Raw genomic sequence first — 13874 nt, 5'->3', positions numbered from 1 at the left:
CCGGGAAAAGCACTTGTAGGTGAACACAGCCGAGAGCGACGATGGACCGCTCGCGCTCGGCTGGCGCTGGCGCTAGATCCGCTCGGCGACGTGGTTGGCGGCCTTCAACGCGAGCGCGGCAATGGTGAGCGTCGGGTTCATCGCGCCGCCCGTCGGGAAGACGCTTGAGGACGGAATCGTGAGGTTTGCGAGGTCGTGCGTGCGTAGTTGGGCGTCGACGACGCTCGTCTCGGGGTTGTCGCCCATCCGCGTCGTACCCATGTGGTGGAACGCCGGTCCCGTCGCGTCAGGGCCGACCGTCCACTGAATGTCCGCGCCGAGTTCGGTCAGAATCTCGTGTTGAATCTCGTTCGCGCGCTTGATGGTCCGGCGTGTCTGGTCGTCGACCGACCACACCACGTCTGGCACAGGGTTGCCGTGGTCGTCGGTGCGCTCGGGGTGGAGGCGGATTTGGTTCTCCTTCTTCGGGGGTTGCTCGACGAGCGCCCCTACTGCGACGTGCGTGCCGTAGCCGTCGCGGATGCGGTCGAGCATCGCGTCGCCCCAGTCGTCGCCGGATAGCGCCATCTCCAGGGGCGAGGGGCCGGCGTAGTTGAGGAACTCGAGCTTGATGGCGCCCCGTGAGTCGTCCTCTCGGTCGTAGAATTGGTGGCTCTCCGTGGTGTTGAAGCCGACGTGGTTCTGCCGGGTGGGTTCGTCGAGCGTGCCGCCGGCGCCCGCGAACAGGTGGTCCATGAAGTACCGACCGACGAGTCCCGAGGAGTTCGCGAGGCCGTCCGGGTACTGCTCCGATTCGGAGAGCAAGAGCAACCGTGGATTCTCGACGCCACCCGCAGCGAGCACGAACTCGCGGGCCTCCTGTCGGTGTTCGGTGCCATCCGGTGTCGCGTAGACGGCCGCCGTCACGCGTTCGCCCGCGTCGTCGTGTTCAAGACGCTGGACTGGCGCACGGTCCACGACACGAGCCCCACGTTGCTCGGCCTGTTCAACGTGAATTGTCGCGTCGTACTTCGCGCCCGACGGGCAGACGGGCTGGCAGGTGCCGTAGCCCACGCACGCGCTCCGGTCGTTCCGAGACTCGGAGAGTCGGGCGTTCGGCACCGAGTGCGTCGTCACGCCGACTGCTTCGCAGGCCTCGGCGAAAAGCGAGTCCGAGTAGCTCGGCGGGAACGCGGGCAGTGGGTGGGGCTGCTTGCGCGGCGGCGCGAACGGGTTGTCGCTAGCGCCCGCGACGCCCAATTCTTCCTCGGCGTCGGCGTAGTATGGCCGCAGATCGTCGTAGCTCACCGGCCAGTCCGTGCCGACGCCGGTCTCGCTCTCGAGGGTGAAGTCCTGCTCGTGCAGGCGCATCACCATCCCCTGCCAGTGCAGCGTCGACCCGCCGACGCCCTTCACGCGCGCCGCGTTCAGCGGATAGTGGCGGTCGCCCGTCGACGCGTAGGCATCGCGCTCGCCGCCCATCTCCCAAACCGAATGCGGGCCGTGCGCGGGCCGAATCGAGCGCTCCATGCGCTGCTCGCGCTCGTCGTCGTCGAATCGCGGCCCGGCTTCGAGGACGACCACGTCGTAGCCTTCGCTGGCGAGTTTGTCCGCGACGATGCCACCGGCGGGGCCAGCACCCACGACGCAGACGTCCGCGCGCTCGGAGGGCTCGCGGTTCGACTGCATCACTGTGGCCCCCGCTGGTAGCTCGTCGTGCCGCCGGGGTGGCCTTGCGGGTTCTCGATGCCCGCGAGTTCGCCGCCGGTTGGCGTCGAGAACAGCGCGTACAGCAGTTCGTTCACGAGGTAGTAGCGGACGCGCTCGCGATGGTCCCCCTCGGGTACGGGGTCGGCGATGTCAACTTCCATTCCGGAAAGCGTCTCCTCGCGCGCATTAGCGTCGAGGCCGACGAAGGCCGCGTCATGCCAGGTTCGCGTGTACTCGTCGAGCGCGGCGACGGCGTCCGCAACGCCCGCCGCGTACTCGGGGCGGTCCGCGAAGCGGGCGACACTGTACTCCCGGACGAATGTCTCGACGCCTTCAACCTCGCTGGGATAGACGACGCCCGCGACCGCGACCAGCGTTGCTACTTCGTGGTCGCCAACAGGATTCCCGGTGTTGTCGCGTTGGGAGAGCGTGAGTGCGCCAGCGCCGACCGCACCTGCGGCGCCCGCAGCGCCGAGCGCGGCGAGCACGTCGCGTCGCGTCAGCTCCATTCGGCCGAGTCTTAGGTCGGCCTAATCTTTAGCGTTGTCCTTCGTACTCAGCGTCGTTCGACGTCGTGGGAGAGCGTGCCGACGCCCTCGACCTCGACCTCAACGCTGTCGCCGTCCTCCAGTTCGGCCACGCCCTCGGGCGTCCCCGTGATGATGACGTCGCCAGGTTCGAGGGTCATGTACTCCGTAATCTCGGCGATGAGCTCGGGGACAGTGAAGATGAAGTGCTCTATCGAGGACGACTGTCGTGTTTCGCCGTTCACGCGCAGTTCGACGCTCGCGTCGTGGGGCACCTCGTCGGGCGACGCGAGCACCGGGCCGAGCGGGCACGCACCGTCGAAGGCCTTCCCGCGCACCCAGTTCTTCTCTTGGGACTGGTCAGTGCGGTTCGAGACGTCGTCGGCGGCCGTGTATCCCGCAACCACGTCGAGAGCATCTTCGACGGCGACATTCCGACACTGCTCGCCGATGACGACCGCGACCTCCGCCTCGTGCTCAATGTAGTTGTCGCCGGGCAGCGTGACGGTGTCGCCGTCGCTGGCTACGGCGTTCGGTGGCTTCAAGAAGAGAAGCGGGCGGTCTGGCACTTCCTCACCGCGCTCCTCGGCGTGCGCAGCGTAGTTCCGGCCGACGCAGACGACTTTCGACGGCTCCGCCGGCGGCAGTACCTCAACGTCATCGACATCGTACGTCCGCCCACCGAAGGAGACAGTACCGTCTTCGTATTCGCCGCGTCGTACTGCTCCTGCCCGATCACGGAAACGCATCCAATGCATGTCCGCGGCTTTCCGGGGTGACCGCGTAAGCGTTCCGGGTGCGGCAAACGAGAGAGGGCGCTATCTTGACCCAGCGAGAGAATCCCGCCATTCACGGCGGGCGTGAATCAAGGAGAAAGCGCTGCCCCTTGCAGACGGGATTTTGTCACTCGGGCGTGACGATGCTGTACATAACGAAGAGGTATCCCGCCGTCGTGAGCACATAGTTCGCCGTCAGCAGCGTCCGGGTGTGCTCGAAGTCAGTGACGAAGGCCACAACGGTCGTGCCGATGGCGGCGGTAACAACCAGCGCGAAGCCGGCTGAAAGGTGCATCATTGAGTGCCGGCCGGTGTCGAGGTAGGCGCGAACTGCGAACGCTACCATGCTGAGGCCGGCGGTGGCGAGGGTCGCGCTGAAGACGAGGTAGATTGCTTCAATTGGGCGCATGGTCGCGTGGCTCGTACCCACGTCCCACAGACTCCGTATAAAGATGACCCTGCGATTATTATTCTATAGAATTACGCACGTACGACGCCCACTACGGGCGGCCTGCGAGCCTACTGCTCGGAGCGGAGGTCGCTCCAGACGTCTACAAGGGCGTTCTTCGCTTCGGTGCGTTCGGTCGTCTCGATGTCAGTCTCGTCGACGCCAAACTTCACGGTGAGTTCGTCGACCTGCCGGCGGTACACCTTCGTGCGGCGGCCCTCGTCGGAGAGCTCTTTCCCTTCGAGTTTGAGGAGGTCGTGTTCGTTGAGCTCCTCGATGCGCCGGTAGCTCGTCGCAATCGGAATGTCGAGCTCCTCGCTGAGCTCCTGGGCTGACTTCGGGGCGTGCGTGGCTTCGAGAATCTCGGCGTTGTACTTGTTGCCGAGTACCCGCAACACGTCCACCGGGTCCATCGAACTGATGATGAATACGGAGGGAAAAAAGAGTGTCGGGGTCGGCGTGCCGATTCGGCGGAGAATTCGCCGACAGTACGACGGAGTAGTTCGACTGGCGACATATTCGCTGGACAGACCCAACGCTTAATTCGGTTGGAACCAGACTCGCGGCCATGACATCGGAGACGGACGTGCTGGAGTTCTCCCTCGGCGACAACCGCTACTGCATCGACATCGCGCACGTCGACGAAATCGTGGACGCAGCCGAGGACGTCACCGCGATTCCGAACGCAGACGCCAACGTCGTGGGCGTCGTCGACCTCCGCGGCGAGACGACGACCGTGGTCGACCCGCGGGTCCGCCTCGGCGTCGAGGGATCGCCAGACGGCAGCCGCATCGTCGTCCTCTCCGAGCACGAGAGCACGGGCCTGCTGGTCGACGATGTCCACGAAGTGGAGTGCGTCGACCCCGCCGACGTCGACGACTCGGCGGCCTCCGAGACGACCCACGGCGTCGTCCGCCGCGACGACCGCTTCGTCGTCTGGATCGAGCCGACCGCCCTCGTCTAGTCGAGGAGTGCGTCGACGTCCGCGTGGTCGTAGAGCAGTTCCTGCATCCGGTCGACGGTACGCTCGTCGCGGACGCGCCCGCCCCGTACTAGTTCTTCGGCACGTTCGACGGTCGTCAGCGTGTCCGATTGCACCGAGAGGACGGGCACGCCGTTCTCCGCTGCCTTCCCAAGCACCGCGCCAGACGGCCGGTGGCCGCCCGTGAGCACGAGACACGTCACACCCGGCGCGTCGAGGGCGGCAGTCTGGACGTCGGCGCGGTCGCCGCCCGTGATGACCGCGGCGTCTTTCGTGCGCCGGAAGTGACTCAGCGCAGCTTCGCCGCTCATCGCGCCGACGAGGAATCGCTCGACGCGCTCGTCGGTCCCCGCGCCGTCCTCGGTGAGAACCTCCGCGCCGAGTTCTGTCGCGAGATCCGCAATCGTCACGCCAGCAAGGTCCGCGTCCCGCGGGAGTACGCCGAGCACGGGGACGTCGCGGCCGTCAAGGAACGGCGCGATATTCGTCTCCACGTCGTCGTAGACGGCGTCCTGGACGGCGTTAAAGACGACGCCAGCACACCGGTCGCCGAGGTCGTCCGCGGCTGCGAGCACATCATCGATGTCACCCGGCTCGCTGTACCGTGAGAGCACGACGACCTCGGCGTCTAATAGATCCGCGACCTCGGCGTCTGTGAGGTCGACGATGCCACCCGTCGCGAGGTCGTCGGCACCCTCCACGACCATCAGATCCTTGCCCCCGGCGAGCCCGTCGAAGGCCTCCTGCACGCGCGATCGGAGTTCCGCGGGGTTCTCGCGGCCGCGAATCGCGCCCTCGATGAACGTCGGCGAGTAGACGACGGGTTCGAGTTCATGCATCTCGGCGTCGAGCGGGAGTAGTTCCCGGGCGAGCATCGGGTCGGCGTCGAGGGTCTTCCCGACGTTGCTCTCCAGCCGGGTGCCCTTGGGCTTCATGTAGCCGACGTCGTCGCCGCGTTCGGTCGCGAGCCGCGCGAGCGCGAGCGCGACCGCGGTCTTGCCGGTGCCTGCTTCCGTGGATGTGACCAGTAGCGTTTTCATAGTTCCTCGGGGTCGATGGTGAGTCGGACGTCCAGCGCCTGCACGCCGTCAGCGGTTGCCAGTAGCGGGTTCACGTCGAGTTCCAGTATCGCGGGGAAGTCGGTGACCAGCTGGCTGAGCCGCTGGACGGCTTCTGTGACTGCTGTCTCATCGGCCGGTTCGCGGCCGCGCGCCCCGCGCAGCAGCGGCGCGGAGTCGAGGTCGTCTATCATCTCGTCGGCCTCGCGCTCGGAGACGGGTGCGACACGGACGCTCGTGTCCTCCAGTACTTCAACAAAGATGCCGCCCAGCCCGAACAGCACGAGCGGCCCGAACTGGGGGTCGCGATTCATCCCAAGAATCGTCTCCGCCCCAGCCTCGGTGTCGACCATCTCCTGGACTTGGACGCCGAGGATAGTGGCGTCGGGCTGGTAGTTCTTCGCGCGCGTTACGAGGTCCTCGTAGGCATCCCGGACCGCCTCGTCGGAGACACCGACTTTCACGCCGCCGATATCGGACTTGTGGAGGATATCCGGACTGACGATTTTCATCACGACATCGCCGTCGATGTCGTGAGCGACCTCCTCGGCTGCTATGGGATCGTCGACGACTTCGCCCCCGGGTGTCGGAATGCCGTAGGCATCGAGCAGATCCATCGCTTCGACGCCGAGCCGGCGAGAATCCCGTTCCGCGGCGGCATCAAGAATCTCGCGAGCACGTTCACGATCTACGTCGAACTCGGTGGGTTCCTCGTACTCGCGGGCCTCGACGGCGCGCTGGACGGCGAGCGCGTCCAGGCTACGCACCGCCCGTGCTGGGTCGAAGTAGTTCGGGATGCCCGCCGCTGAGAGCGTGTCGGCCGCGGCCTCAGTGCGCTCGCCACCCATCAGGCACGCGACCACGGGCTTGCCGTGTTCGGCCTGCCGCTTGGCGAGCACCTCCGCGAGGTCGCCGAAGTCCATGACGGCCGTGGGTGCGGCGACGACGACCGCGCAGCCGACGTCCTCCGAGCCGAGTACGGTGTCGAGGGCGTCCGCGAACCGGTCGACGCCGGCGTCCCCGAGCACGTCCACGGGGTTGTAGACGTTCGCCGCGTCTGGCAGCGAGTCGGAGAGCGCGTCGAGCGTGTCGTCGCCGAACGACGCCATCGACAGTCGAGCATCGCCGACTGCGTCCGTCGCCATCACGCCCGGACCGCCTGCGTTCGTGACGACCGCGACCTCCTCGGAGTCCGGGAGCGGGAGGCCGTCGAGGGCGCGCGCGAAGTCGAACAGTTCCTGGACGTTCTCCGCGCGGACGACGCCCGCCTGCTCGAAGCCTGCCTCGTAGGCGGCCTCGCTGCCCGCGATGGTCCCCGTGTGCGAGGACGCGGCCTGCGCGCCGGCCTCCGTGCGGCCGGACTTCACGACGACCGCGGGCGTGTCCTGCGTGACCTCGCGGGCGGTGTCGATGAAATCGCGGCCGTCCTCGATGCCCTCGAGGTAGCCGAGCACGACGTTCGTCTCGGGGTCGTCGTGCCACTGCCGGAGAAAGTCCGTCTCGTCCATGACGGCCTTGTTCCCGAGGCTGACGACGTCCTTGAAGCCGATTCCCTGGTCGTTCGCCCAGTCCAATACGGCCGTGATGAACGCGCCCGACTGACTCATGAACGAGAGCGAGCCGGGGAGCGCGTTCGACGGGCCGAACGTTGCGTTCAGTCCCGACGGCGTGGAGAGCACGCCGAGGCTGTTCGGGCCGACGAGGTTGAGGTCGTACTCGTCGGCGACGGCCGCGAGTTCGTGCTCGCGGGCCGCGCCCTCGCTGCCGGTCTCGCTGAACCCCGCGGTGATGACCACCACGTTCCGGACGCCTGCTTCGCCGGCGTCACGGACGGCGTCGACCACTACAGAAGGTGGGACGACGACGACCGCGAGGTCGGCGTCGGGGGCAGACTGGAGGTCCGGGTAGCAGTCGTAGCCGAGCACTGCGTCGCGGCCCGGGTTGACGGCGACGACGTCGCCGTCGAAGTCAGCGAGGTTCGTCGCGATGGCGCGACCGATAGAACCCTCCCGGTCGGTTGCACCGACGACGGCGACTCTGTCGGGCGCGAACAGCCCGCTTGCGTCGTCTTCCATCTTCACGTTGACCGACGCACAGCAGGGCTATAAAAGCGTCCGCGCCTCCCGGGAGACGAGAACCCGCTACTCGCCGGAGCCGGCCGTCCCGGAGTCGGCGAGCCGGTCCTCATATTTCCCGAGCGCCTCGTCGAGCGCCGCACTCGCGTCGTAGTCGAGTTCGTCGGCGAGCGCGAGCAGGCAGAACAGGGCGTCCCCGAGTTCGTCGCGGTCGACGTCCGCGCCCGCGCTAGCTCCGTAGTCGGTGGATTCGTTGACGTTCTTCGAGAGTTCGCCGACCTCGCTGGCGAGATCGAGCACGCGGTTGGCTGGCGGTGCGTGGAGGTCCTCCTCGTCGAGGAACGCGGCGACGCGGGCTTGCTCGTCCATACGCCGCGGGAGAGACTGAACCCCCTTCACTTGGATGGTTTTTAGGTTTCCCAAACTTTTCTTTCTGGGAAGGGAAAGACTATTCCACGAGCGTTCGTACCGCCGCACATGGAACTCACGGGTGCGCTCGCGTTCGTCTTCTTCGCCGGCCTGTTGACGGACCTCGCAACCGGCCTCGGCGCACTCCCCTTCTTCTTCGTCGACGACGTCAACGACCGCTGGCGCGTCGGCCTCTGGGGACTCGCCTCCGGCATCATGCTCTCCGCATCCGGGTTCGGACTGTTCCGCGAGGGGCTCAACTACGGCACGCCGCTGGACGTCGCCGCGGGCGCGCTCGTCGGCGTCGCGCTCGTCGTCGTCGCCCGTCGCGTCATCGACGACTACGAGTTCGAGCCCCGGGAAATCGCGCAGGCCGACTTCGAGAAGCTCGTGCTCGTCGCGGGCGTACTCACCGTCCACTCGTTCCCCGAGGGCGTCGCCGTCGGCGTCTCCTTCGCCGACATGGGGCTGGAGGGTGGCTACCCAATCTTGGGCTTCTCCGTGCCGCTGCTCGCGGTGTTCATGACCATCGCCATCTCCATCCACAACATCCCGGAGGGGCTGGCGGTATCGATTCCGCTCCACGAGCACGGCGCGCGCCGCTGGAAACTTGTCGGTGTCGCCGTCTTCACAAGCGTCCCCCAGCCAATCGGCGCGGTGCTGGCGTTCGTGTTCGTCCAGTTCGCGCGCACGCTGCTCCCCGCCGGCTACGGATTCGCGGGCGGCGCGATGGTCTACCTCGTGCTCACCGAGTTCATTCCCGAAGCCCGCGCAGTCGGCCGCCGCCTCCCGAACGACGGCCACCGCGAACTGCTCGTCGGGCTGGTCGTCGGCGTCGCCGCGATGCTCCCGCTGCTGGTCGCGTAAGCGATTTGTCCCCGCCCCGCGAGGGTTCGGGCGTGTTCGACACCGGGGACCGCTGGCTGGTCGCGTGGAGTCTCGGCTACGCCGCCGTCGGCGCTTCGTCCGTGCTCGTGCCGCTGTACGCCATCGCGCTCGGCGCGGACGCGTTCGTCGTCGCCGTCGTCGCTGCGACCGCTGCGTTCGCCGGCATCCCCGGCGCGCTCGCGTGGGGGAACCTCGCTACCCGCACCGGCCGCTACCGCCCGTTCCTCCTCGTCAGCCTCGGCCTCTCGGCCGTCTCGTTTGTCGCGCTCCCGCTCGCGGAGTCGTTGCCCGCGGTCGTCGCCGCGAACGCCGCGCTCCAGTTCGCCGTCGCCGCCGCCGCGCCCGTGCTCGCGCTGCTGGTCGTCTCCGGCCACCCCGACGCGGAGTGGGACCGCCGCATCGGCGTGCTGAACGCGTGGCAGGGCTACGGCTGGCTCGCCGGCCTGCTCGCGGGCGCCGCGTGGACCGCCATCGCCAGCCAGTACACGGCCGCCATCACCGCCCAGCGCTGGTTCTTCTACGCCTCGGCCGCCGCATGCGGGCTAGCCACCGTGCTCGCGTGGCGCTGGCTACCCGGCCGGCCCGACGTCTCAGCGGCGCGGTTCGGTCGCGCCACAGTCTCCATCGAGAGCCTCCAGCGCGGTGCGGGTCGAGCCGCCCGGCTCGCGCCATTCTCCGGCGTGCGATCGTTCTGGGCGCTCCGCCGGCTCCACCCACGCACGCTCGCCGCCCGGCTGACGCCCGCGCTATCGGGCTACCTCGTGGCCGCGACGCTGTTCTTCACGGGGTTCGCGGTGTTTTTCGGCCCGCTCCCGTCGTACCTCGCCACGGACCTTGGACTCGCGTCCGGCAACGTGTTCGCGCTGTTCCTCGTCTCCAGCGCGGCCTCCGCGGTCGCCTACGAGCGCGTCGGCGCGCTTGCTGCGGCCCGCAGCCCGGAAGCCGTACAGACCGCCGCGCTCGCCGCACGCGTCGTCCTCTTCCCCGCAGTCGCGTTCGCAGCCGTGCTCGGCGCGCTCGCGCTCCCGGGGCTAGTCGTGCTGTTCGTCGCGGTCGGCTTGACGTGGGCGGTCGTCGCCGTCACCGGGACGACCATTGTCGCGCGACTCGCCCCGCCCGCAGTTCGTGGGGACGCGCTCGGCGCGTACACGGCGCTGGGCGGACTAGGAACGGCGGTTGGCAGCGTCGTCGGCGGTCTCCTCGCCACAGAACTCAGTTACGTCGGCGCGTTCGCCGTCGCTGGCGGGCTCGTACTCGCGGGAGCGGTAGTCGCGACGGTGACCCGCCGGACTATAGAATAATCGACTTCTTGCGGACGAACTCGTGGATGGTCGAGTCCAGTCCCTCGCGACCGATGCCGGAGTCCTCGTTCCCGCCGAACGGAATGTCGCCGAGGCCGTGGGAGGGCGCGCCGTTGATGCGGACCGCGCCCGCGTCGATGTACTCGGCCATCCGCATCGCGCGGTCGTAGTCGCTGGTGAACACGCAGGCGTCCAGCGCCAGGTCCGAGCGGTTCGCGACTTCGAGGGCTTCGTCGTCGTCCTCGAACGTCGTCACCGCGCAGACGGGCCCGAACTGCTCCTCGTCGACGATGCGGGCGTCCTGTGGGACGTCCGCGAGCAGCGTCGGCTCGAAGACGTGGACGCCCTCTTTTTGCTCGTATCGGTCGCCGCCGCGCACGACGGTCGCACCGCGATCGACGGCCTCATCGACCAGTTCCTCGACCCAGTCCGCCTGCTCGGCGCTGATGAGCGGGCCGAGGTCGGTGTCCTCGTCGAAGAGGTCGCCCTGCACCCAGTCGTCCATCCCAGCGTCGATGCGCTCGACGATGTCGTCGTGGATGGATTCGTGAGCGAGCACGCGCGAGATGGCCGAACAGCGCTGGCCGGCGTACTTCAGCGATCCCTTCGCGGCCGCACCGGCGGCCTCGTCGAGGTCCGCGTCGTCGAAGACGACGGCGGGCGCGTTCCCGCCGAGTTCCATGTGGAGGTTCACCATCCCGGACTCGTAGGCGACGTGCTTGCCGGCGCCCGAGGAGCCGGTCATCGCGATTGCGTTCACGCGGTCGTCACCCGCCAATTCGTCGCCGATGACGCTGGCCTTCCCCGGCACGAAGTTGAATGCGCCGTCCGGGAGCCCGACCTCGTCGACGATTTCAGTGAGGATAGCGGCGCTCACGGGCGTCTTGCTCGCGGGCTTGAGGACGACCGCGTTCCCGGCGGCGAGAGCGGGCGCGACCTGCAGCGCCGTCGTCGCGAGCGGATAGTTGTACGGCGTGATGCAGAGCACAGCACCGACCGGCTCGTGCTTCACGATGGCCTCCCAGCCCTCGTGGCCGCTTGTGGTGCCCTCCCGGTACTCGCCCTTGAGGTGGCGAATCTCCTCGATGGCGCGCTCGAAGCGCTCGGCGGCGCTGTCGACCTCGCCGCGCGCCGAGGAGATTGGTTTGCCGGCCTCGCGGACGATGACCTCCGCGAGCTCGGTTTTACGGTCGCGCAGGCCGTCCGCGATGGCCTGCAGCCACTCGCAGCGCTGCGGAATCGTGGTGTCTCGAAGCGTCGCCTTCGCGTCCTCGGCGGCGGCGAGCGCGTCGTTGGCAGCGTCCTCGTCGGCCGCCGCGACTTCGGCGAACGTGCCGCCTTCGGCGAGGTCGGTGACGGGGAAGGTGTCAGGCCCCGTGACCCACTCGCCACCCACGTACAGCCGCTCCCGGCGACGGATGGCCTCTCGTTCCATACGCGGAGATTGGCACGCCCCGGGTAAAGACTTTACTCAAATTCGTATTAAAACGGTCCGCCGGGTTTTTGCTGGCTGCGCGCCGATTCCGCGGCGTGCCGACACCGACCGTCGCCGCCTGTCAGACCGACCTCGCAGACCTCGACCCGCCCGCCAACCTCGCTACCGTCGGCGAACGCCTCGCCGGCCTCGACGACCGCGTGGATGTCGCACTGTTCCCCGAGTACGCGCTCACTGGCTTCGTCGCCGACGACCGCGTCCACGACGCCGCGCTCGCCCACGACAGCGACGCACTCGACCGCCTCGCCGCCTCCGCCGCGGACTACGACGTGAGCGTGCTCGCGGGCTTCGTCGAGGATGCGGGCGACGACTACTACAACACCACCGGCTACATCACGCCGGACGGCGACCGTACGTACTACCGGAAGCGTAACCTCTGGGGCGGCGAAGCCGACGTACTCACGGCCGGCGACGACGCAGTCACCGTGGAGACCCCCGCCGGGAGGACGGGCGTCATCACCTGTTACGACCTCAACTTCGTGGACGTTAGCGCCGAATTCGCCCGCGAACGCGTTGACGCCCTCTTCGTCGTTGGTGCGTGGCCGGGCACGCACAGCGAGAACTGGCGGCTCCTCCTGCGCGCCCGCGCCCTCGACGGCGTACGCTGGGTCGTCGGCTGCGGTCGCACTGGCCGTCGCGACCTCCCGGACGCCCGTGTCGTCGACTACGCCGGCAAGTCCGCCGTCGTGCGGCCGGACGGCGCCGTCAGCGCTGCGCTCAACCGCGACGAACGCACGCTCGTCGCCGACCTTGACCCCAAGATTCTGGCCGAGCAGCGCGAGTTCATCGACGTGTTCGGCGAGGATTCTTGACGCCGGTTCGCACCCCCGATGGTGTGGACGCTGCCCGCCGCGCAACGCTCGCCGTCCAGCGCTATCGTACCCGCCACTCGCCTTCGACGTGACCGTGCTTCGATACTATCGCGATGCCCGCGACGACTGGCAACGCGTGCCTTTCCGCACGGACGCAAAAGCCGATCGGCGGCCCGCGAGTACGCGTTGACGCCCTACCGCTGGGGCCGCTTCACGGACGCCAGTATCGACTTCTCGGTCCTCGTCTGGGCCGTATTTCGGCGCCACGGTGATACGCGCCCGCGGGACGCCGACCAGCAACGCGCTGTCGGCGACGCCGGAGAGCGCGACGAACTACAGCCCGGGGACCTGCTGTTCTCCCCCGGGTATATCGCTATTTCACGGGTTTGAGTAGTCGTTCGTCCACGCGCACAAGCCGGCGAACGAAGTCACCGAGAACAGCCTCGATAGTAGCGACGACGGCTACGTCGCCGATCTCGACGAATCCGTCGAGTGCGCGCCACGCCTCAGACTACAGCGATTCGAGATCGCTAGCGCGGTCATGGATGTCCGTCGAAGCACAGCCCGCGGGCGTCTTCAGCGCCTTCATGCCGATTGGAGCGCCCGCTCGCTCGCCCGCGACCCGGAGCGCGGCGGCCGCCCACGCAGCGGGCTCGTCGTCCACGGATCGGACGTCCGCCGCCGACTCCAGCAGGTCGCGCGCCGTGCTCGCAACGTAATCCGACGCGGGCAGGTACTCGCGATACCAGTCGATAGCGGCCACCGCGGTTGCGGGCGGCGGGTTCCGCTCGCGCAGCACTTCGCGTTGCTCCTTGTAGCGGTTCCTGATGGTGACGTGCGTGACGTCCGCCAGTTCCGTGAGCGTGTCCTGCCGCACGTTCATGTCGGCCTCCACAGAGGCATTGTAGATGGCGGCCGCCGCCCACCCGCTTGGCGACTTACCGCCCGCGATGCCGGCGTCCTCGCAGTGGTCGACGATTTCCCGCGCGCGGTCCGCGACGTCCTCGGGGAGCGAGAGCTCGTCGGCGTACCGGTCGACGTACTGGGAGGCGTCCGCGAACCCCGAGAGGTCGATGCCGAGTTCGCTGGTCACCGCCTTTGCGCGCCGCAGGAGCTGCGTGCGATCGACGCCCGTCGCGTCGACGAACTCGTCGACCGTACGCGGGACTCGCTCAACTTTGCACGCAACGTACAGGCATGCCGCTGCAGTCGTCGCGACGTTGTGCGCGTGGGCCGCGCGCTGGTCGCGGTGACGGCGGAACACCGCAATCGCGGTCTCCGTCGTCTCCGCGGGAACCCCAAGCGCGGTCGCGGCAGACTGGATTTGGTCGAGCGCGTCGCCGACCACCTGCGGCTCGACGCTCGTCTCTTCGGTCGTCATCTAATCGTCCCGGAGTGTGTCATGCGGGGACAAA

15 protein-coding genes are annotated in these 13874 nt (G+C 68.0%); 5 read left to right on the top strand and 10 right to left on the bottom strand.

Annotated elements, in window-relative coordinates:
- Positions 1-72: 72 nt before the first annotated feature.
- From LPA44_RS05665 to LPA44_RS05645, 5 genes are all read right to left on the bottom strand, one after another.
- The gene (locus LPA44_RS05665; protein WP_230888621.1) at positions 73-1668 is read right to left on the bottom strand and encodes a GMC family oxidoreductase; all 1596 of its coding nucleotides are present in this window, start codon (positions 1666-1668) and stop codon (positions 73-75) included.
- Positions 1668-2198, bottom strand: coding sequence for a gluconate 2-dehydrogenase subunit 3 family protein (locus LPA44_RS05660; protein ID WP_230888620.1), 531 nt, complete (start codon positions 2196-2198; stop codon positions 1668-1670). The genes LPA44_RS05665 and LPA44_RS05660 overlap by 1 nt, the downstream gene beginning before the upstream one ends.
- A 47-nt stretch (positions 2199-2245) precedes the next feature.
- Positions 2246-2974, bottom strand: coding sequence for a fumarylacetoacetate hydrolase family protein (locus LPA44_RS05655; RefSeq protein ID WP_230888619.1), 729 nt, complete (start codon positions 2972-2974; stop codon positions 2246-2248).
- A 145-nt stretch (positions 2975-3119) separates the two neighbouring features.
- Positions 3120-3401, bottom strand: a complete 282-nt coding sequence (locus tag LPA44_RS05650; protein WP_230888618.1) for a DUF7521 family protein — start codon at positions 3399-3401, stop codon at positions 3120-3122.
- A 110-nt stretch (positions 3402-3511) separates the two neighbouring features.
- Entirely contained in the window at positions 3512-3853 is a 342-nt protein-coding gene (locus LPA44_RS05645) for an ArsR/SmtB family transcription factor (protein ID WP_230888617.1), read from the bottom strand.
- A 155-nt stretch (positions 3854-4008) separates the two neighbouring features.
- Between LPA44_RS05645 and LPA44_RS05640 the strand changes: the two genes are divergently transcribed.
- Positions 4009-4404: a chemotaxis protein CheW gene (locus LPA44_RS05640; protein WP_230888616.1), complete on the top strand. Its 396-nt coding sequence runs from the start codon at positions 4009-4011 to the stop codon at positions 4402-4404.
- Here LPA44_RS05640 and LPA44_RS05635 read toward each other — a convergent pair.
- The 3 genes from LPA44_RS05635 to LPA44_RS05625 all read right to left on the bottom strand — a co-directional run bounded on the left by LPA44_RS05635 (position 4401) and on the right by LPA44_RS05625 (position 7924).
- On the bottom strand, positions 4401-5462 hold the full coding sequence (locus LPA44_RS05635; RefSeq protein WP_230888615.1) for a phosphotransacetylase family protein: 1062 nt from the start codon (positions 5460-5462) through the stop codon (positions 4401-4403). The two genes, LPA44_RS05640 and LPA44_RS05635, sit on opposite strands and share 4 nt — an antisense overlap.
- The gene (locus LPA44_RS05630) at positions 5459-7555 is read right to left on the bottom strand and encodes an acetate--CoA ligase family protein (RefSeq protein WP_230888614.1); all 2097 of its coding nucleotides are present in this window, start codon (positions 7553-7555) and stop codon (positions 5459-5461) included. Before LPA44_RS05630 ends, LPA44_RS05635 begins: the two co-directional genes overlap by 4 nt.
- A 66-nt stretch (positions 7556-7621) precedes the next feature.
- Positions 7622-7924 (bottom strand): MazG nucleotide pyrophosphohydrolase domain-containing protein, encoded by a 303-nt coding sequence (locus LPA44_RS05625; protein WP_230888613.1) that lies wholly within the window; start codon positions 7922-7924, stop codon positions 7622-7624.
- A gap of 108 nt (positions 7925-8032) precedes the next feature.
- On the opposite strand from LPA44_RS05625, the gene LPA44_RS05620 reads away from it, so the two are divergent.
- The gene (locus LPA44_RS05620; RefSeq protein WP_230888612.1) at positions 8033-8830 is read left to right on the top strand and encodes a ZIP family metal transporter; all 798 of its coding nucleotides are present in this window, start codon (positions 8033-8035) and stop codon (positions 8828-8830) included.
- 32 nt (positions 8831-8862) lie between these two features.
- Positions 8863-10152, top strand: coding sequence for an MFS transporter (locus LPA44_RS05615; protein ID WP_230888611.1), 1290 nt, complete (start codon positions 8863-8865; stop codon positions 10150-10152).
- Here LPA44_RS05615 and LPA44_RS05610 read toward each other — a convergent pair.
- Positions 10142-11587: an aldehyde dehydrogenase family protein gene (locus tag LPA44_RS05610; RefSeq protein WP_230888610.1), complete on the bottom strand. Its 1446-nt coding sequence runs from the start codon at positions 11585-11587 to the stop codon at positions 10142-10144. The genes LPA44_RS05615 and LPA44_RS05610 overlap by 11 nt on opposite strands.
- Positions 11588-11682: 95 nt before the next feature.
- Between LPA44_RS05610 and LPA44_RS05605 the strand changes: the two genes are divergently transcribed.
- Both LPA44_RS05605 and LPA44_RS05600 read left to right on the top strand, forming a co-directional pair.
- Complete coding sequence (locus LPA44_RS05605; protein WP_230888609.1) at positions 11683-12459, top strand: carbon-nitrogen hydrolase family protein; 777 nt, start codon at positions 11683-11685, stop codon at positions 12457-12459.
- A gap of 186 nt (positions 12460-12645) precedes the next feature.
- Positions 12646-12849, top strand: a complete 204-nt coding sequence (locus LPA44_RS05600) for an NlpC/P60 family protein (RefSeq protein ID WP_230888608.1) — start codon at positions 12646-12648, stop codon at positions 12847-12849.
- A gap of 121 nt (positions 12850-12970) precedes the next feature.
- Here the strand turns inward: LPA44_RS05600 and LPA44_RS05595 are convergent, their stop codons facing one another.
- Complete coding sequence (locus LPA44_RS05595; RefSeq protein WP_230888607.1) at positions 12971-13840, bottom strand: transcription initiation factor IIB family protein; 870 nt, start codon at positions 13838-13840, stop codon at positions 12971-12973.
- Between the last annotated feature and the right edge of the window lie 34 nt (positions 13841-13874).

It is taken from the genome of Halobacterium sp. KA-4 (assembly GCF_021028995.1).
Lineage (GTDB): Archaea > Halobacteriota > Halobacteria > Halobacteriales > Halobacteriaceae > Halobacterium.
This window is presented reverse-complemented; position numbering and strand designations above follow the sequence as displayed.